Origin of the sequence: Pelotomaculum isophthalicicum JI, from assembly GCF_029478095.1 — a bacterium.
Classification (GTDB): Bacteria; Bacillota; Desulfotomaculia; order Desulfotomaculales; family Pelotomaculaceae; genus Pelotomaculum_D; species Pelotomaculum_D isophthalicicum.
The window spans coordinates 185,490-204,929 of record NZ_JAKOAV010000002.1 but is presented as its reverse complement, the minus strand read 5'-3'; the positions used below and the strand labels follow the sequence as shown (position 1 = coordinate 204,929).

General features: G+C 47.8%; 17 protein-coding genes. 16 read left to right on the top strand and 1 reads right to left on the bottom strand.

Annotation, left to right across the window (positions count from 1 at the left end; all coding sequences use genetic code 11):
* Nucleotides 1–288: 288 nt before the first annotated feature.
* The 11 genes from L7E55_RS02295 to L7E55_RS02245 all read left to right on the top strand — a co-directional run bounded on the left by L7E55_RS02295 (nt 289) and on the right by L7E55_RS02245 (nt 13,927).
* Nucleotides 289–858, top strand: a complete 570-nt coding sequence (locus L7E55_RS02295; protein WP_277442372.1) for a PsbP-related protein — start codon at nt 289–291, stop codon at nt 856–858.
* A gap of 879 nt (nt 859–1,737) precedes the next feature.
* The gene (locus L7E55_RS02290; protein ID WP_277442371.1) at nt 1,738–3,693 is read left to right on the top strand and encodes an aldehyde ferredoxin oxidoreductase N-terminal domain-containing protein; all 1,956 of its coding nucleotides are present in this window, start codon (nt 1,738–1,740) and stop codon (nt 3,691–3,693) included.
* 28 nt (nt 3,694–3,721) lie between these two features.
* Nucleotides 3,722–4,270 (top strand): 4Fe-4S dicluster domain-containing protein, encoded by a 549-nt coding sequence (locus tag L7E55_RS02285; RefSeq protein WP_277442370.1) that lies wholly within the window; start codon nt 3,722–3,724, stop codon nt 4,268–4,270.
* A gap of 27 nt (nt 4,271–4,297) precedes the next feature.
* Nucleotides 4,298–5,449 carry a (Fe-S)-binding protein gene (locus L7E55_RS02280; protein ID WP_277442369.1) on the top strand — a complete coding sequence of 384 codons (1,152 nt, stop codon included), beginning with the start codon at nt 4,298–4,300 and terminating at the stop codon, nt 5,447–5,449.
* An 83-nt stretch (nt 5,450–5,532) separates the two neighbouring features.
* Nucleotides 5,533–8,628: a CoB--CoM heterodisulfide reductase iron-sulfur subunit A family protein gene (locus L7E55_RS02275; RefSeq protein ID WP_277442367.1), complete on the top strand. Its 3,096-nt coding sequence runs from the start codon at nt 5,533–5,535 to the stop codon at nt 8,626–8,628.
* 18 nt (nt 8,629–8,646) lie between these two features.
* On the top strand, nt 8,647–9,414 hold the full coding sequence (locus L7E55_RS02270; RefSeq protein WP_277442366.1) for a hydrogenase iron-sulfur subunit: 768 nt from the start codon (nt 8,647–8,649) through the stop codon (nt 9,412–9,414).
* Between the two features lie 45 nt (nt 9,415–9,459).
* Nucleotides 9,460–9,981, top strand: coding sequence for a complex I 24 kDa subunit family protein (locus L7E55_RS02265; RefSeq protein ID WP_277442365.1), 522 nt, complete (start codon nt 9,460–9,462; stop codon nt 9,979–9,981).
* 14 nt (nt 9,982–9,995) lie between these two features.
* Nucleotides 9,996–11,927: an NADH-ubiquinone oxidoreductase-F iron-sulfur binding region domain-containing protein gene (locus L7E55_RS02260; RefSeq protein WP_277442364.1), complete on the top strand. Its 1,932-nt coding sequence runs from the start codon at nt 9,996–9,998 to the stop codon at nt 11,925–11,927.
* The gene (locus tag L7E55_RS02255; protein ID WP_277442363.1) at nt 11,920–12,528 is read left to right on the top strand and encodes a 2Fe-2S iron-sulfur cluster-binding protein; all 609 of its coding nucleotides are present in this window, start codon (nt 11,920–11,922) and stop codon (nt 12,526–12,528) included. Before L7E55_RS02260 ends, L7E55_RS02255 begins: the two co-directional genes overlap by 8 nt.
* A 99-nt stretch (nt 12,529–12,627) precedes the next feature.
* Complete coding sequence (locus tag L7E55_RS02250; protein WP_277442362.1) at nt 12,628–13,149, top strand: CBO0543 family protein; 522 nt, start codon at nt 12,628–12,630, stop codon at nt 13,147–13,149.
* Nucleotides 13,150–13,291: 142 nt separating this feature from the next.
* Nucleotides 13,292–13,927, top strand: coding sequence for a cell wall hydrolase (locus L7E55_RS02245; protein WP_277442361.1), 636 nt, complete (start codon nt 13,292–13,294; stop codon nt 13,925–13,927).
* 40 nt (nt 13,928–13,967) lie between these two features.
* Here the strand turns inward: L7E55_RS02245 and L7E55_RS02240 are convergent, their stop codons facing one another.
* Nucleotides 13,968–14,399: a hypothetical protein gene (locus L7E55_RS02240; protein ID WP_277442360.1), complete on the bottom strand. Its 432-nt coding sequence runs from the start codon at nt 14,397–14,399 to the stop codon at nt 13,968–13,970.
* 294 nt (nt 14,400–14,693) lie between these two features.
* Here L7E55_RS02240 and L7E55_RS02235 point away from each other — a divergent pair, with 294 nt between their 5' ends.
* From L7E55_RS02235 to L7E55_RS02215, 5 genes are all read left to right on the top strand, one after another.
* Nucleotides 14,694–15,926: an MFS transporter gene (locus L7E55_RS02235; RefSeq protein WP_420851992.1), complete on the top strand. Its 1,233-nt coding sequence runs from the start codon at nt 14,694–14,696 to the stop codon at nt 15,924–15,926.
* Between the two features lie 316 nt (nt 15,927–16,242).
* Nucleotides 16,243–16,566, top strand: a complete 324-nt coding sequence (locus L7E55_RS02230; protein WP_277442358.1) for an HNH endonuclease signature motif containing protein — start codon at nt 16,243–16,245, stop codon at nt 16,564–16,566.
* A gap of 166 nt (nt 16,567–16,732) precedes the next feature.
* Complete coding sequence (locus tag L7E55_RS02225) at nt 16,733–17,335, top strand: restriction endonuclease subunit S domain-containing protein (RefSeq protein WP_277442357.1); 603 nt, start codon at nt 16,733–16,735, stop codon at nt 17,333–17,335.
* Nucleotides 17,332–18,918: a type I restriction-modification system subunit M gene (locus L7E55_RS02220; protein ID WP_277442356.1), complete on the top strand. Its 1,587-nt coding sequence runs from the start codon at nt 17,332–17,334 to the stop codon at nt 18,916–18,918. Before L7E55_RS02225 ends, L7E55_RS02220 begins: the two co-directional genes overlap by 4 nt.
* Nucleotides 18,915–19,367: a hypothetical protein gene (locus tag L7E55_RS02215; RefSeq protein WP_338091143.1), complete on the top strand. Its 453-nt coding sequence runs from the start codon at nt 18,915–18,917 to the stop codon at nt 19,365–19,367. The genes L7E55_RS02220 and L7E55_RS02215 overlap by 4 nt, the downstream gene beginning before the upstream one ends.
* Nucleotides 19,368–19,440: the final 73 nt, after the last annotated feature.

The following is a 19,440-nucleotide window of genomic DNA, read 5'->3' as shown; positions in this document are numbered from 1 at the left end:
TAGTGCATGTTTCACATTAATTTCACAAAAATAATCATAAAAACTTAAAGCTGTTTCATGGAAATAGAACGCCCTCAAATTGAGCAATTAATCTTTACGTCTCTGATGGAGCGCAACCGGAGCGCTTGACGTGTTTTGTCAGGGATAGAGAGTAAATAATAAATGAATTATTTAACGCACTGAGAGAAGTTGATATGAATATGCCTGTTACAGCAGTTGATTAGATTTGCAACACAAGAAGGATATTATAGCATTTTTATAGAATTTTATTGTGGAGGTGTTTTAGTTGTGAAAATAAGAGTATTCCCTTTGATCTTGATTGTTGTTTTATTTATTCTAACCGGTTGCAATAATAGCAATAGGCAACAGGATTGGAAAACTTATTCTGGTAAAGGATTTAGCTTTTCATACCCAGGCAATTGGCACATTGGTAACACAGAAAAACTGGGTCTACAAAAAGAACTTTCTCCGGAAGTTATTATTTATGCTCCTACTAAACCAGGAGAAATCGGGGCTGGTATTAACCTTACAATACAACAAACACCGCTTCTTGCTCCGTCAGCTAAAGAATTAGCTGATCAGACCGTCACTCTATTTACATCATCTGGTAATGCGAATGGCATTAAAGAATACAAAAAAATTAGTTTCAGACCAGTAAAGTATGGTAATACAGATGCCGGAATCTTAACCGGTGAAATGACTGCAGCACAAAATAATGTTACAGTTAAAAGCAATCAGTTAATCATTCCGAATGGATTTAAGTATTTTACGCTTACTGCAAGTTGTAAAAAGGATGAATGGGAAACTTATGAACCTGAATTCGATAAAATCATAGAGTCATTTAAGATTACTGAATAAAACGGGGTGGCTACAATAGAATCCCGGCTATTTTCACAATAACATAGTTGAAAAACTGAAACTCCCCGTTGGTCCCGGGGAGTTTCGTATTACTTCCCTGGTCCTAATGTCATTCTTCGTTAAATTCTTACATATTCCTTCCTGACGAACACCCGAGTTGGAATTTTTTTGAAATGGTTATCAGTAAGCATGCAGGATAATACTGGACAAAACTTATGATGAATCCTGACAGCTTATACTGTCTGCGTGTCTAATTAACATACAGTGTATGATTATTATACATGACTAAGACAGTTCTATTCCACATGAAGTGATTCTTAAAACTATAATGTCCGTACCTCGCGCAATCATCTGGATTGAAATCTATCTCCTAAAATGTAGTGAGGTGTTGCCTCGCAAGTTAAGCCGGCAATATTGCCGCAAGAAAATTTATCTTGAATTCAATGTCTCAGTTTGATTGGCATAAAAAATGCATGATCTAATGAGTGAAAATCGTGAATAAAAAATAAAACTTCAGAAAATTTGGCAAGGAGGGATTTATTAAGACGGTGCTTTTCATCGTGGCGTCCGCCGCAAAAATAAGACCTTAAGTAAAGGGGGAATGATTAGCGGCAGATTATCAGAAATAACCTTTTAAGCGCTGGCAAAAGTTAAGGGACTCAAAGTGAACTGCTGCAAACGTTTCCAGTAGACAGGATTGGATTGAGGTTTGTGATAATTTTTATGTTCTGTCGTAGCAAATGGTTTTTAAATATGTGAATGCGATCACAATGTTGCGCAATCAAGGGCGCAGCACACATGAACAGTCTCGCGGCTTAAAGTGCATGGCTGCGGAGATACCCTTAAGGGGTAAAAAGATATACGTAGAGGGGTTAAAAAATGAGGTATGCAGAGACAGGGTATATTTTAGAAGTTGATTTATCTAAAGGAAACATTGAAAGGGTAGAAACCGACCCCAGATTGACCGAGCTTCATCTTGGCGGTCAGGGTACTGCCGACAGGATCCTGTATGATCGGTGTTGTGAAGCAGATCCGTTTTCTCCTGACAATTTACTGATTTTCAGCGCCGGCCTTTTAATCGGCACACCAGTTCCCGGCACCAACCGTACCGTTGTCAATACCTTTTCTCCCCAGACAGGCCTACATGCACACTCAATGTTCGGTGGATATTTCGGGCCGGAACTGAAGCATGCCGGTTACGACAAAATAGTCATTCGCGGCAAGGCGCCCAGTCTGGTTTATTTATGGATAAATAATGACAAAGTAGAAATACGTGACGCCGCCCATCTCAAGGGGAAAGGCGCTCAAGAAACCGCAAGGCTCATTAAAGAGGAGTTGAGAGACCCCAGAGTCCAGGTGGCCGCTATCGGCCTGGCCGGTGAAAACAAGGTCTTTGTGTCTTCCATCGAACACTCCAACTCCAGCGCCTCGCGTGGGGTAGGCCCGGTCATGGGAGATAAAATGTTAAAGGCCATAGCCGTGCGTGGAACAAAAGACATTTATGTCGCCCGGCCGGAGGAGCTTTGGAATTTATGCCTGAAACACAGTAAGGATATTTACAACAACCCGAAAGTCGGGGACTGGATGGCGGTTGAGTGGGATGACAGCTTCCACCACAACAATTTCGCCTGGGGCAACGCGCGTGTGCGCATAAAAGATTACTGGAGTCCGGAACTCCAAGACAGGTGGATGAATTACACCCTAAGTATTCGGGACCGGCTGCAAGGCTGCTACAACTGTCCGAAGCATTGCCACCTTGTGGTTAAGCCCCCGGGAAAACCAAGATATATTTTAAAATGCTATGGAAAAGATACCTGGCACCAGGCTGCCTTTAAAGAGATCGACTTTACGTTCGACATACTTGCCACTACTCAGGAGTATGGACTGGACAATTACTCGACGCCGCAACTTATAGCTTTCACCATTGAACTTTACGACAACGGCATTTTAACTGACAAGGACCTGCCGGGATTTCCGTCCGACACCGGGGAGAGATTTTACTATCTCATTGAAAAAATTGTCCGGCGGGAAGGGATTGGCGATGTCCTGGCCGACGGTGTTTACGCGGCGGCCCGCGCGATTGGCAACGGCGCGGAAGTATATGATCACAACACCATGAAAAAATTCGAGCAACTGCCGCTCAAACTGGGTATGATCAATTACCACTATTTCCTTATGTATGCCACCGGTGAGAAAATGAATATCACCCAGATTGAAGGGTCCTATCCTCAGGATGCCATTCGTGATTTGGAAAAGAGAAAAGAGTTCGTGGATAACTGGCTGGCGGCCCCGAGGAGATTCAAAGAATATTATTTGAGGTGGGAGCCGCGTCAGGAAGCGACTATTGATGAGTCCTGCAACATTGTTGACTGGAATGAGGCCATGCACTACGTCGACGACGCCATTGGACTCTGCGCGTTCGTGTCGTCATTCAGAGGCCAATTCGGCGGAAAGTCCGCGTATCACATTTTCAACATTCCTACTTACATCAACCTGGCGACCGGAATGGATCTTACTCCGGACGACTTGTGGCAAATATCCAGAAGAAACCGGAACCTGGTCAGGGCCATTAATGTGAGAAGAGGCATGAGGAGAGTTGACGAGGCTCCTCCCGCGGACCACTGGAAGAAGAGAAATCCTGAAAAAGAGCAAGAAACTCTAAGCGCGTATTATAGGTTCAAAGGCTGGACTCAAGATGGAATTCCCACCAAGCCGACGTTAGACAAGCTGGACTTAGGTTTTATAGCCGAAGATTTCATCAAGATGGGTATCTTGACAGGTGAAGAGACCGAATGCTACAGAGAGACTTCGGTGAATGATCCTGCAGGGGAATGAGTAATAGACACTGGAGGTGAAAACCGCTTTGGGTGAGTTAGTTAAGAAAAAAGTAAGAACAATAAAAGTTGATATTGACAAGTGCAATGGCTGCCGCACATGTGAGATGGCATGCGCCGCGTTTCACGCCAGTCCGCGATATAGCAGCCTTAATCCGTACAGGTCCCGGATTAGGATGATTATCAACGAACAGAATGATGAGTGGGTTGCGGTTCGTGCCACTGATTACAGTAAAGCCGAATGTGACGGCAGACGCACCTATACGATTAAAGGAAGAGAATTCAGTGAGTGCAGCTTCTGCGGTACGATCTGCCCGGCCAGGGATTTGTTTAAAGAACCCGATTCCGGTCTCCCTCTCAAATGCGATATGTGTGAAAGCGATCCGCCGCTGGAAGTGCCTATGTGTGTTCAGGCGTGCCAGCATGAAGCCCTGACTTACGAAGAAAAGGAAGTGTGGGTTGAAGCTGAAGAACAGGTGAAGCCGGCCGAGATGGAACTATCTTTGAAATCACTGATAGACAAATATGGGTTGGAGAAGCTGGCGAATACTGTTGCCCGGATGGCGCAGAAGGGATAAAAATAATGTGAAAGAAGAGGAAAAATCGTGGAGACTGTAGCCCCATTCAAAGAAGTCATAGAAGAGATCAAAGGGTATGGTGGAGAAGCAGTCAAATACTGCTATCAGTGCGGAAAATGCGATACTGTCTGCCCCTGGAACAAGGTGAGAAAGTTCAGTATGCGCAAGCTGATCCGAGAGGCTACATTCGGTCTGACAGAGATAGAACACGAAGAAATCTGGCGTTGCACCACCTGCGGAAAGTGCGCCCTGAAATGCCCCAGGGACGTAAAGCAGATCGAAGACATGAAAGCCCTGCGCAGGATGGCCTCCGGATATGGCGTTTTCCCAGCCGCCGTCAAGCCGGTCCGCGGCGTGAGCGCGGGCCTTGCCGCGGAAGGCAACCCCTTCGGAGAAAGCCGGAAAAACAGGGCGGATTGGGCCAAGGGCCTCTCTGTAAAAACATTCGAAGAAGGAATGGAATATTTGTATTTTCCCGGCTGCTACCTCTGTTATGACCCAAGATTAAAGAAGGTAGCGCAAGCCACAGCCAGCATCCTCAACAAAGCGGGAGTGGATTACGGGATCCTGGGTGAACAGGAGAACTGCTGTGGAGAAAGCATCCGCAAAACAGGCAATGAGGAATTGTTCAAAAAATTAGCCAGGGAAAACATCAAGACCTTTATCGATAACGGAGTCAAGAAAATCCTGGTCAACTCCCCTCATTGCTACCATACCTTCAAGAACGAGTATGCCGAGTTCGGCGTGAACTTTGAAGTGATCCATATTTCCCAGTATTTATTCCAGCTGATTAACGAGGGAAAACTGCAGATCAGCAAGGAGTATGCGAAGAAGATTACGTATCATGACCCGTGTTACCTCGGCCGGCATAACGGCGTATATGACGAGCCGCGAGGCGTCTTAAAGAAGATACCCGGTTCAGAGTATATTGAGATGGTCGAGACGCGGGAAGAAAGCCTCTGTTGCGGAATGGGCGGAGGCAGGATTTGGATGGAAACCCATGCTGCCGACCGGTTTGCCAACCTCAGATTAAATGAAGCCATCGGGGTTGGGGCCGAGGTGCTCGTTACCGCCTGTCCCTATTGCATCACCATGTTTGAGGATAGCAGGGCGGTCTTGAATTATGACGACGTCATTCAGGTCAAGGACATCACGGAGATCCTCAACGAGGTGCTTTAAAGGAAAGAGGGAACCATCAATGCGGCTGACCCGGCCGGACCCGGAAAAAACGGGTTCATAAAACCTGATAAGGGTGGAGAGTAATGGAAAAAGAATTACAAAGAACTGAAGGACAGCTTGTTAAAAGTCTTGCCGGCGGTAATTTTGGAGATGTCATGGTCGTCGGCGGAGGGATCAGCGGCATTCAAGCCGCGCTGGATCTTGGCGCCGCCGGTTTTAAAGTCTACCTGATTGACAAAGCGCCGACTATCGGCGGCCATATGGCGCAGCTGGACAAAACCTTTCCCACCAACGACTGCTCCATGTGCATTGAATCTCCCAAGTTTACCGAGTGCGCAAGACATCCCAATATAGAGATCATCACCTATACCGAAGTTGACAAAGTGGAAGGAGAAGCGGGTGACTTTACGGTAACCCTGCTTAAAAAGCCCAGGTATATCGATGAGGACAAGTGCACCGGCTGTACTGTCTGTGTGGAATACTGCCCAGTCGTATACCCCGACCAATTTAACCAGGAGATATCGAAGAATAAAGCCATCCATATTTATTTTGCTCAAGCCACCCCACTTGTCACTTATATTGATGAAAGCTGCCGTTACCTGAAAGACAAGACATGTACCGTTTGCCAGGGAGTTTGCAAGTCCGACGCCATCGATTTCAGCCAAAAGCCTGAGAAAGTGGAAGTAAAAGTAGGGGCGATCGTTCTGGCGCCCGGCTTCGATCCCTTTGATCCCAAGCTCAGAGAAGACTACGGCTACGGCAAGTTTGAAAACGTGGTCACCAGTCTGGACTATGAGCGGCTGTTATGCGCCACCGGCCCGTACGAAGGCGAGATCCTGCGCGCTTCCAACAAGAAGCATCCCCATAAAATAGCCTGGATCCACTGCGTCGGCTCCAGACAAGTTATCCCCGGCGGCAACAGCTATTGTTCAGGCGTATGCTGCACGTATACCCAGAAGCAAGTTATTTTGACCAAAGATCACGACGCGGATGCCGAGTGTGTAATATTCCACAACGATATCCGCTCCTACGGCAAGGATTTCGAGCGCTTCTACCAAAGAGCCGAGAACCTGCCCGGAGTACGGTTTGTCAGAAGCTACGTGTCAATCGGCAAAGAGATCCCCGAAAGCAAGAATGTAACAATCAGATACGCCACCGCCGAGGACGGGGTAAAAGAGGAAGAGTTCGACATGGTGGTGCTGTCCGTCGGGTTGAACCCCCCGGCAGACGCGCTGCGCATGGCCGGCGCCTTCGGCATTGAGCTCAACGGCCACGGATTCTGCAAAACCAATCCGTTTAACCCGATGGAGACCACCCGCCCGGGCATTTATATCAGCGGCGCCTTCCAGGGCCCCGTGGATATCCCCGAGTCGGTTGTGACCGCCAGCGGAGCCGGCTCCCAGTGTGGAGAACTCCTTGACTACCGGCGGGGCAACCTGTCCACACAAAGAGTTTACCCGCCGGAAAGAGACGTCTCCCAAGAAGAGCCCAAAGTGGGCGTCTACGTGTGTCACTGTGGAGCCAACATCGGCAGGATCGTAGATGTTCCTTCCGCGGTTGAATATGCCAAGACCTTGCCCAATGTGGTCCACTCCGACGAAAACCTCTTTATATGTTCCACGGAAGCCGCCGCCATGCTGGCCAAGGATATCCGGGAGAGAGGACTCAACCGCGTGGTTGTGGCCGCCTGCACCCCCAGGACGCACGAGCCGCTGTTCCGGGACACCCTCCGGGAAGCGGGAATTAATCAATATTACTTTGATTTTGCTAATATCAGAGAGCATTGCTCATGGGTCCACTCCAAAGAAAAGGAAGAAGCCACCAAGAAGGCCAAAGAAATAATCCGCATGGCGGTAGCCCGGGCCAGTCATTTGGAGCCCCTGCAGGAATTCGACCTGCCCGTCGACAAAAAGGCGTTAGTGGTCGGCGGAGGCGTGGCCGGCATGACCAGCGCTCTCTCCGTCGCCAACCAGGGGCATGAGGTTTACCTGGTGGAAAAAGATACAGACCTGGGCGGCATCGCAAGAAGAATTCATTACACGCTGGAAGGAATGGATGTCCAAGCGTATCTCAGCGATCTGATCAGCAAGGTATATAAACATCCACTAATCCACGTATATACGGACGCCACCTTCATCGACGCCGGCGGTTACGTGGGCAATTTCGTCACCACGGTGAAGACCGAAGGAAGAGTCATAGAGATTAAGCACGGCGCAGCCGTCATCGCCACCGGCGCCGAAGTGTACCAACCCGCCGAATACCTTTATGGCCAAGACGACCGGGTAATGACCCACCTGGAGCTGGAAGAGCAAATCGCCGCGGGTAACGAAAAAGTAATCAACGCGGAAAGCGTCATAATGATCCAGTGCGTGGGCTGCAGAAACGAAGACAGAAATTACTGCAGCAGGATATGCTGCAGCGAATCGATCAAGAACGCCTTGAAACTGAAAGAGCTCAACCCCAAAATGGATGTCTACATCCTGTTTAGGGATATCAGAACCTACGGGTTCAAAGAAGATTATTACCGGGAAGCGGCGGAAAAAGACGTCAGGTTCATCCGCTATGAGCCCGATGATCAGCCTCAGGTGGAGGCTGGCGCCTCCGACGACGGCAAGCCGGTTCTTAAAGTTACCGTGACCGACCCTGTTTTAGGCAAAAAGCTTGAATTGGATGCCGATGTACTCGCTTTAGCCGCCGCTGTCGTTCCCTCGGCGGACAGAAAGGAAATATCCGGACTGTTCAAGGTATCCCTTGGACCGGACGAATTCTTCCAGGAAGCCCACGTCAAATTAAGGCCGGTGGACTTTGGCGCGGAGGGCATTTTCCTGTGCGGGACGGCCCACTATCCCAAGTTCCTGTCGGAAACAGTCAGCCAGGCATACGGGGCTGCCGGCCGGGCCTTAACCCTGCTCGCGAATGACACCGTCATAGCCTCCGGCTCTGTCTGTGAGGTGGATGAGGATAAGTGTGTTTCCTGCGGGGCGTGTATCACAGTATGCGAGTACGGCGCCATAGAATTCTACAACTCGCCGCAAGGCCGCAAAGCCAGGGTCAACTCCGTTCTCTGCAAGGGAGACGGCCTTTGCAACACAAAATGCCCGACAGAGGCTATTACCCTGAAACACTATAACAATGAAGAGCTGTTAAGCCAAATCGACGCGGCTTTTGCCAATGCGTAGATAGGAGGTGAGCTAAGAATGAGTACAGAACTTAAGTTCAAACCAAAGATCCTGGGCTTTGTGTGTAACTGGTGAGCATACGGCGCTGCTGACTTGGCTGGAGTTTCCAGACAACAATATGCGACCCACACTAAGCTTATTCGCGTGATGTGTTCCGGTAGAGTCGACCTGACACATGTACTCAGAGCCTTCTCAAATGGAGCGGACGGGGTGTTTATCGGCGGTTGCCACTTTAACGAGTGCCATTATATCACTGATGGAAACTACGGCGCCTTAGGCATGGCGCTTCTGTTCAAAAAAATAATGGAGCACATCGGGCTGAACCCCGAAAGGTTAAGGCTGGAAAACCTATCCGCCGGTGAAGGAATCCGTTTCGCCGAAGTAATGAATGAATTTGACAAAAAAGTGATGGAGTTAGGACCGCTCGGCAAGAGCGAAGGAATAGAAGAAAACGCATTGCAGTCCAGACTTGAGGCGGTTACAGACCTAGTCCCCTATATTAGGCTGGTGGAAAGAGAAAGACTGAGATTACCCGTGAAATCAGAGGCGGCGTATCGTGAATTTTTCGCCAGCGACGAGTTCGACAGGGTCTTTGACGAAACAATCGCAGAGAAATTGGCCATAAGCCAGATTATCTCAATCTTACGGGAAGGACCTCTTACGACCGGAGAGATTGCTAATGTATTAGGACTGACCCCGTCTGAAATATCAAGACACCTGAACAGTTCGTCAAGGCAAAGATTCGTCAGGTACGATGAAAGCCTGAAGCGCTATGCTCTCGCGTAAGAGCAGGCGGTGGATTAAAGGGAAAAAAGGAGATTAGGACAGGCTATGGATAATAGAGTCGATCAGATCACTGATAAACATGAATGCCAGTGCGGCCATAGCGATAACATCGAGGGATTGAGCGACAGGGTCGATCAGATTATCGATAAGCATAACTGCGAGGCCAGTTCGCTGATTCAGGTATTGTTGGAGATTCAGAGCGAGAATCACTGGCTTCCCAAGGAAGCGTTGGACCAGGTAGCCGAAAGACTGCAGGTTCCTTTAACCCGGATCCAGCAAATCGCTACCTTCTATAAAGCCTTTAGCTTGGTTCCCAAGGGGCGTCATGGAATTCACGTCTGCATGGGCACCGCCTGTCACGTCCGCGGCGCGCAGCGTGTCCTCGACACGGTGGAAAACCTGACTAAAATTAAACCCGGCGAAACAGATTTGGATTTGAAGTTTAGCCTGGAGACGGTTAACTGCCTCGGCTGCTGCGCTTTAGGACCGGTAGTGGAAATCGACGGGAAGACTCATGGTAAGATGGCGCCGGCCGAAATGGCGGACGTTTTAAAAAATTATGAATAGGGTAAGGTAAAATTATGGAGCGTATAAATTCAGCAAATGAATTGGAAGCACTCCGGAAGAGCATCCTGTCGTCAAGAGACACAAATAAACCATGTATTACAATCTGTTCCGGATCTGCTTGCCATGCTTCTGGCAGTAAAGAAGTCGCTTCGCGCATTGAAGAGGAAATTGCAAATCAAGGCTTAAGCGGCACGGTGGACGTCAGGAAGACAGGCTGCCATGGTTTTTGCGAGAAAGGCCCCATTATAGTTATTCATCCTGAGAAGATATGCTATTTCCAGATCAAGCCTGAGGATGTTTCCGAAATCGTCACCGAGACTATAATAGGGAAGAAAATCATTGAGCGCCTGCTTTATACCGACCCCGCCACCAATGAAAAGATAGTTTATGAATCAGAAATTCCCTTCTACAAGAACCAGGAGCGGCTTGTTTTCGGTTCCAACGGTAGTATTGATCCCAAAAACCTCGATGACTACCTGGCCATCGGCGGTTATTCAGCGTTAGCCAAAGCGCTGTTCCAGATGACCCCCGGGCAGGTAGTGGAGGAAGTCAAGAAATCCAACTTGAGAGGCCGGGGAGGCGGCGGCTTCCCCGCGGGGAGCAAGTGGGAAGGATCCCGCAACGCGCCCGGCGACATCAAGTATGTAATCGTTAACGCGGACGAGGGAGACCCCGGAGCTTATATGGACAGGAGCCTTCTTGAGGGGAATCCTCACTCAGTCCTCGAGGGTTTGACCATCGGCGCCTATGCCGTCGGTTCCCACGAAGGCTATATTTACGTCCGGCAGGAATACCCCCTGGCAGTAGAGAATGTGACTACCGCCATTAAGCAGGCTCAAGAGTATGGTCTGCTTGGGAAAAACATCCTTGGCTCAGGCTTTGATTTTACAGTTAAAGTGCACATGGGCGCCGGCGCTTTCGTCTGCGGCGAGTCTACCGCCCTGATGACGGCGTTGGAAGGCCGGGCGGGAGAGCCCAGGCCGAAATATATCCGCTCCAACGTCAAGGGCCTTTGGAACAGGCCCAGCGTGTTGAATAACGTTGAGACCTGGTCCAACGTGCCGCTGATCATTAACAACGGCGCCGACTGGTTTACCAAGTTGGGGACGGAAAGCAGCAAGGGCACGAAGATTTTCTCCGTGGTCGGCAAGATCAACAATACCGGACTTGTGGAAGTGCCCATGGGCATGACCCTCAGAGATATTATCTACAAGATCGGCGGCGGAATCCCGGGCGGCAAGAAGTTCAAAGCGGTGCAGACCGGTGGGCCGTCCGGCGGGTGTCTACCTGAGGAACTGTTGGATTTGCAGGTTGGTTTTGACGAGCTCACCAAGGCCGGCTCAATGATGGGTTCAGGCGGGATGATCGTCCTGGACGAAGACACCTGTATGGTTGATGTGGCCAGGTACTTCCTGGAGTTTCTCACTGACGAATCGTGCGGCAAATGTGTGCCGTGCCGTGAAGGCATCAGGCAGATGCTGCAGACCCTCACCAAGATCACCCAGGGCAAGGGAAAAGAGGGCGACATCGAGCTTCTGGAAGAACTGGCTGAAACAGCCCGGGAAGCCGCCCTGTGCGCTTTGGGCAAGAGTGCCCCGAACCCGTTCCTAAGCACGCTGAAATACTTTAGAAATGAGTATGAGGCGCACATCAAGGAGAAGAGGTGCCCGGCCCTTTCCTGCAAAGAGCTGATCGCCTTCTATATTGACCCAAAGAAGTGCCAGGCCTGTACGACCTGCGCCAGGAAATGCCCATCCAACGCGATTATTGGCGGTAAAAACCTGATCCACATGGTCGACCAGGAGAAGTGCACAAAGTGCGGGACTTGCTTCGAAGTTTGCCCCCCGCGTTTTAGCGCGGTGAAGAAAATTTCCGGCGAGCCTGTTCCGGATCCTATCCCTGAAGAAGCGAGAATTATAGTCAGGGGGGGCAAAAAAAATGAGTGACATAGTATTGCAAATAGACGGCGTCGAAGTCGCGGCAAAAGAAGGAATGACTGTTCTCGAGGCGGCGCAAAAGGCGGGAATTTACATTCCGACGCTTTGCCACCACGAGAAGTTGGAGCCTTACGGAGCCTGCCGGCTTTGCCTAGTGGAATTGGAATCGCGCGGCCGTTCAAGGCTGGTGGTTTCCTGCCTTTACCCGGTGGAAAAAGGTCTGGTTGTGAAAACCAGGTCTGAGAAGGTAGACCGCGTTCGCAAAATGATCTTGGAGTTGTTGCTCTCTCACGCGCCGGACGCCTTTGAACTGCAGGATTTGGCCAAAGAGTATGGAGCGGACAAGTACCGTTTTGAAAAAGAGCCCTCATTCTGCGTTCACTGCGGCCTGTGTGTAAGGTACTGCGCCGAGGTCAAAAAGAAGGAAGCCATTGGATTTGTCAACAGAGGAACAAAGCGGGAGATCAGCTTCATTCCGGAGATAGCCTCCAAGGAGTGCTGGAACTGCAAAGAATGTTTCCCGCTTTGCCCGACGGAGGCGCTGCAAGCAGCTTTCGTTTTAGCCAAAGCTCTTTCCTTCCCCTCAACGGAGCATGCTCCGGCGGAATAGGCGACGTTGTACCGGGAGAAATCCCAAAAAGATTCAAAAAGCAATCCCGTATCACTATCATAGTGGTACGGGATTGCTTTTATAAAAAGGAAGAGTCACATGTTTCGTATTATTATTTTTGTTGTTGCTGTTTTTTGCGCCTGGCGATGGGGTGATTGGCAAAAATTAAACAGATACTATCCCACTTTGCTATTCTCTATAAATTGTGGTCTATTGTATAACGTTCTGCTTGATAACCATTTGCTATGGAGATATGAGCCTGTTCCTCCACTAAATAATATATTATTTAACAATGAGATAATTGATCTGGCCGTTACCTTTATTTCCTTTCCTGCCTTTGCTTTTACTTATCTGAGCAATTACCCCTATGGCAAGAAACAATATCTTTATATTATTCTATGGGTAATTTTTTTAGCCACAATTGAACTTATTACATTTAAACAAAATGGCATATCCTATCATAATGGGTGGAATCTTGGCTGGTCTATTGTTTTCGACTTTGCTATTTTTTCATTTTTACGGCTGCATTATATCAAACCAATCCTGGCATGGTTTTTTTCTCTTATATTAATAATTGTTATCTTTATTGTTTTTGATATTTCCATAAAAGAAATATATTGATGCTGATTAATAAATCAGGCTGGTCAATATCAGGCTGGGGCTTATAATCAGAGCTTTTCCTCATTATGCCTTTGACAAGAAGCACGTCTTACGTTATACTCTCCTGTATCCCCGGGAAATGAAATGGAATGGGGTGAAATTTATGATGAAATGGAGATTAACGGAGAAATTAAGATTAACAAAGAAATTAATATTTAAGGAGAAATTAAATAAAAAGATATGCCTTGTTATAGGGCTGTTCCTGATTCCTCTCAGTCTGGCCCTTCATCCGTTGGCATTGTTTAAAACCATGACTGGGCCGGTAAAAAAAGAGCAGCAAGCGGCCGCATTGTCAGTCGAACAGGGCTCAGCGGCGCAGCCGGTGGAAGAAGGCAGGCCGGCGGGTGAGGGGGGAGCCGCGGTGGCATCCCGTGGCGGCGAAGTTAACCGCAGCGACGTTGTACTGCTCGCCCAGGTAATCGAAGGAGAAGCCGCCGAAGAACCCTACAGCGGTAAGGTGGCGGTAGGTGCTGTGATCGTGAACCGGACCAAGAATCCGGATTTTCCAAAAACTATCCCGGGGGTTGTTTATGAGAGGGATGCGTTTGAATCGGTAAGCAACGGGCAATACCTGCGTCCTGTGACTAATGAAGCCTTACAGGCAGCCACGGAAGCGGTTAACGGCGCTGACCCGGTCAATGGCGCGCTTTATTTCTGGAACCCTGCCAAGTCTTCGAGTGAGTGGGTCTACACCAGGCCTATTATCACCCGCATCGGGGGTCACGTCTTTGCCCGTTAAATAAGGGGTTATCGCTTTTTGCGGCGATAACCCCTTCGCGTTACATCATGCCCATATGAGTATATGATGTTGTTTGATGATACGGCGTTACGTTAGTAAAGCCGAGCTGTGGCCTCATGCTATGAATAAAATTAGTAAGCTCGCCGATACGCTGCTGAGCATTACTCAACATATATAAAGCCATGTCCATTCTTTGGGCAATACTATTGCTTAAAAATTGGGTGGATTGCATTAATTGCCCGGTCATACCTCTTAAATTTTGCGCTGATGCGAGGGCGCTTTGGGTGTTTCCTGAATTGATCGACCGGATAATATCGTCGCAAGCATGGAACATGTTTTGGGAAATGGAAGCAACCTTAACGAACTCACCCAATGATATCTGCCCATACTGCATAGCATTTTGGATAAGAGGGTTAATTTGCTGTTGAATATGTGAAGCTTGTTGAATAAAAGGATTGGTTTGCTGCTGCATAGATTTGACCTCCGTTTAATGAATTGACTTTAAATTTAATATGTCTTTTTGCTATAGATTTATTCATAAATGCATCTATAGAATAATTGTCACGAAGCGATGGCAATTCTCTTATCCCCGAGGGCTCGTTGCGGATTATCTTGAGGATAAGGTGAACAAGCTGAATTTTATAAATCGACATAATTCCCGTTGATTAGCAATTTTTTATTTGTAATAATGATGAAAGCCCAGTAAAAATTGTGGCAATTGATGGGGTCACGGTATATTTGTGCCCGAAGAAGGGAGAAATCAACATTGACGCAAGGAACCGCTGCTTTTTTTCGCAACCGGTTTATCCGGGCTATTCTGCTTTCGGGTATTTTTCTGCAAGTTGGAATCTGGGTTCGCAACTTTGCGATTCTGTTGTTCGTGATGGAGCGAACTAATAATAATCCTTTCGCGGTTTCGCTCATCTCTGTCGCCGAATTTACTCCCATATTTTTATTTTCCTTTATCGGTGGGACATACGCGGACCGTTGGCGCCCAAAAAGAACCATGGTGCTATGCGACTTGTTGAGCGCGCTTTCAGTGTTTATGGTACTGTTGACAATTATTTTTGGAACATGGGAAGCGGTTTTTCTGGTGACATTCATCTCTGCCATTCTATCGCAGTTTTCTCAGCCTTCAGCAATGAAATTGTTTAAAGTTCACGTGCCAATGGAACAGATACAGATGGGGATGGCAATGTTCCAAACATTAATGGCTATTTTTATGATTATAGGACCTCTGTTGGGAACTTTTGTTTTCCAGCGATTCGGCATTCATGTCGCAATCAGTGTAATGGGCGTGGCGTTTTTGCTGTCGGCCGGAGCGCTTACTTTTTTACCGCCTGACAAGAAAGATTGTGACAGGCATGATAGCGATTTCACCAGGGAGTTGGCCGACGGTTTTCGCTACGTGTGGCATAATAAAGTGCTGACAGCACTTGGCGGGGTGTTCGTCACCGCCGGTCTTGCGGTCGGAGTTATCCAACCTCTTGGAATTTTTGTTGTGATTGAACGGCTGGGTTTGCCAAAAGAAAATCTGCAATGGCTTATGATGGTGAATGGCGCGGCTATGCTGGTGGGAGGCGGCGCTATCATCGGTTTTTCAAAAAAAATAGCGGCGCAGAAATTGCTTGCGACTGGACTGCTGGTTAGCGCCGTATCAGTAGTGGGAGTGGGGCTGTCTACCAGCCTGATCATTACGTTATGTTTCCAGTTCTTTAATGGATTGTTTTTTCCCTGCATTCACACTGGAATAAACACGTTAATTTTAAATATGACGAAAGAAGAATTTGTGGGACGGGTGAACGGGGTGCTGAATCCAATGTTCATGGGCGCCATGGTAATTATGATGAGTCTGGCCGGATGGCTAAAAACCCGGTTTTCCCTTGTTGGCATGTACGAAATGTCCGGGATAATGTTTTTTGTTGGCATGCTTCTTATTGTTCCGATATTTAATATGAACGTTTCACAGAGACTGTATAAGACTGCTGATAAGGAATAAAATACGGCCGGGCTTTCATCGAATACAAAGCCCAAAAAACAAAAAGTAGGGTGAGTGACAATTGCGTCATGGTCCGACGTGAGGGATATGATGTTAAAGACAAACAAATTATTTTGCTAAAATATTCAGGAATTCCTTGATAAAATAGTGTTTTAAATAATATGTTAACAATTAACAAAAAAAATTATTGACTTTGGAAATTATTTTTGTATAATGTAATTATTGGTTTAACCCTATCCCATGGGGGGTTAATGTAAAATTCTTATAGCTCGTTGATTTTGCTGGCGGAAGCAATTAGTCCCGGAAAGGAGAGTTTATGGAAGAAAGAGAAATTCGCAAGCGTATAAATGAATCTTTTGACCCGCGTACAATTTTGGCCGTGTGGAACAAGGCTACTATTGTTCCAGGTTATAACGAGAGTGATTACAGGAGAGACCGGTGCGGCGCATGGATTAAGTTTTCTGATTATGGCGATATCGACTCCGATTTTGGTTGGGAAATCGACCATGACAAGCCGGTGGCCAAAGGAGGAGCAGATGATTTGAGTAATCTCCAGCCGCTGCACTGGCTCAATAACCGCGGTAAAAGCGACAACTGGCCTGACTGGAAGTGTTTTTACCAGCGTGAGGAGGCAGATTAAAATGTGCCGTGGTTGCCCTCCCGCCGATGGTTTAAAGATGTTTTCGCAAGAATATTAATATGTTTAAAATGCCAGAGCCGTTTCTCCCCGATAGAATCAGCTTTGGCATTCATGTTTATTCAGGCGGTTATTTCGGCCGGACGCTTGTCGAAAAGGGAGTGAGAAGGTGGCGGCGCTAAAGAACGTAAAGCTCGGTGATATCGCCAGTATTGTGAATGGCCTGCCCGACGTAAAACAACATGAACTTATGTACAACACAAGTTTGATAACATATAATTTTATTCAGCCAAACCATTTGGGGATTTTCAACAATATAAATATAACCTCGAAAATAAAAAGGCAAACCCCCATCGACGGAAACTATTTCGTCAGGGAAAATGATATTTTATTCAAAAGGCTTAACCCGGACGTGGCGACGCTGGTGCGGGAGGACGTGCCGAATACAACCTTTTCAAGCAACCTTATTGTTATTCGCGTGACCAAAGAATATTTTCCGGCCTATATAGCCTGCCTGTTGGAAAACCAGGGCATTGCCCTGCTGAACGGCAATATCGTCGGTTCGGTGGCCGCGATAAATTCCATATCAGTAAAAGCCCTGGCGGCGTTGGACATACCCGCCATAGCATATGAAAAACAAGTGGCTGTCGGTCAGATGTGGCTGCTGCACAAGAAACGAAAAAGGCTGTTGATTGATTTAATCGCGGCGGATCAAGGGCTCATGGCGGCGGTACTAAAAAGCGTCACGGCAAATTCCAGGGAGGAAAAATGATGGCTACTACCAGAAAAGATATCGAGGCCGCGCTTTGGAGAGGCGCCAATACATTCAGAGGGGCTATCGACGCGGCAAACTATAAAGATTACATCTTGCCCATGTTATTTGTTAAATACCTTAGCGATACCTATAGGGAAAACGTTGACGAGCTAACAAAGAAATATGACAATCCGGTGCGGCTGGAAAGAGCGATAAACAGGCTCCCCTTTGTCATCAGGGAAGAACAGAGCTTTTCCTGGCTTTATGACAAAAGATATGAAGATAACCTGGGGGAACTTATTAATACGGCTTTGCGCGGCATAGAAGACGACAATCCTTCCCTGTTCACCGGCATATTCAGAAGCATTGACTTTAACAGTGAAGCCATGCTGGGCAATCAAAGGCAAAGAAACACCCGCTTGAGGCAGTTGCTGGAAGATTTCGTGTCCCTTGACCTGCGTCCCTCCTCCATCAAGCCCGAGGAAGGCAAGGTGGCCGCCGACACCATTGGCGAAGCGTATGAATATATGATCGGCGAGTTTGCCAGCCAGGCCGGCAAAAAGGCCGGTTCTTTCTTTACTCCCCCGGAAGTGTCGGAACTGATGGCGCGCATAGTCGACCCGAAAATAAACGACACCATCTACGATCCCACCTGCGGCTCCGGCTCCCTGCTCATAAAAACCGGTAAAATAGCCCAGGCCAAGGAAAACAACGCGATTAAAAAACTCGCCCTGTACGGCCAGGAAATGAACGGCTCCTCCTGGTCAATGGCCAAAATGAACATGTTTGTCCATGAAATTATGGACGCCAGGATCCGCTGGGGCGATACCCTGGCCAACCCCCTGCACCTGGACCCGGACGGCAATCTCATGCAGTTCGACGTCATCGTGGCCAACATGCCTTTTTCGCAGGATAAATGGGCGGCGGGTTTTAACACCGGCGGCGAGGCGACCGGCAAAGGCAAAGAATTCAAAATGGAAGCTTCGCTTGACCGGTACCACCGCTTTGACTGGGGAGTACCCCCTTCCAGTAAGGGTGACTGGGCGTTTTTGCTGCACATGATCGCCAGCCTCAAGAGCGGCGGCCGGATTGCCGCCGTCGCTCCCCACGGCGTTTTGTTCAGGGGCGCGTCGGAAGGCAGGATCAGGCAGACTGTGATCGAGAAAAACCTGCTGGACGCGGTCATCGGCCTGCCCGCCAATTTATTTTACGGGACAAGCATTCCGGCCTGCATCCTGGTTTTCAAGAAAAACCGCAACCGTGACGACGTGCTTTTTATTGACGCCTCCGGAAATGATGAAAACGGCAGACTCCGCTATAAAAAGGACAAGAACCAGAACAAACTTGAAACGAAACATATCGAGGACATTGTAAACGCCTATAAGAACAGGACGGATGTTAAGAAATTCGCCCATGTGGCCGGCGCAGACGAAATCAGTGCCAACGAATACAACCTGAATATCCCCCGCTATGTTGATTCATTTGAGGAGGAAGCGTTGGTGGATATTGAAGAGGTAAAAAACAATATCGCCGACATCCAAAAGGAGCTTGCCGAAGTCGAGGCGCAAATGGCCAAGTATCTGAAGGAGTTGGGGTTATGAGCGATATTCAAAAATATAGCGAAAGAACCTTTGAGGATATTAAACACGTCAATGAAGCCGCAAAGATGGCCGGTGTTGAAACCCCGCAAGAATGCGCGGTATTTCAAAACAAAGGATACCAGGGGCTTTATGGCGGCTTAGGTGTTAAAGAAATACATCAAAGAAAGGGCTTAAAGAAAAGTCAAAAGATACTCGATCATATGGGCAGCACTGAGCTTGCGGCAAATTTGTTTCGTGCGACCCAAACAGATGAGAAACTTAGAAGAGAAAATATAAAAGGGAAAGAAAAGGCCAACCAAACCCATTTTGTAGTGGGCAAAACCGTTCGGGATACAATCAAAAAGCTTGGCGGGACTATGCCAGAGGACCTGCCTACTCCCGATGAAAGCGTCGGACAGTTGGAAAGGAAAGAGTTGAAAAAATTAGAGAACAAAAATAAAATAAAGTAAAAAATAACGATTATCTACAAAAAACTCGTTGTATAAGTAGTCCTAGATATCCTGATTATTTAGTAGAATTTTT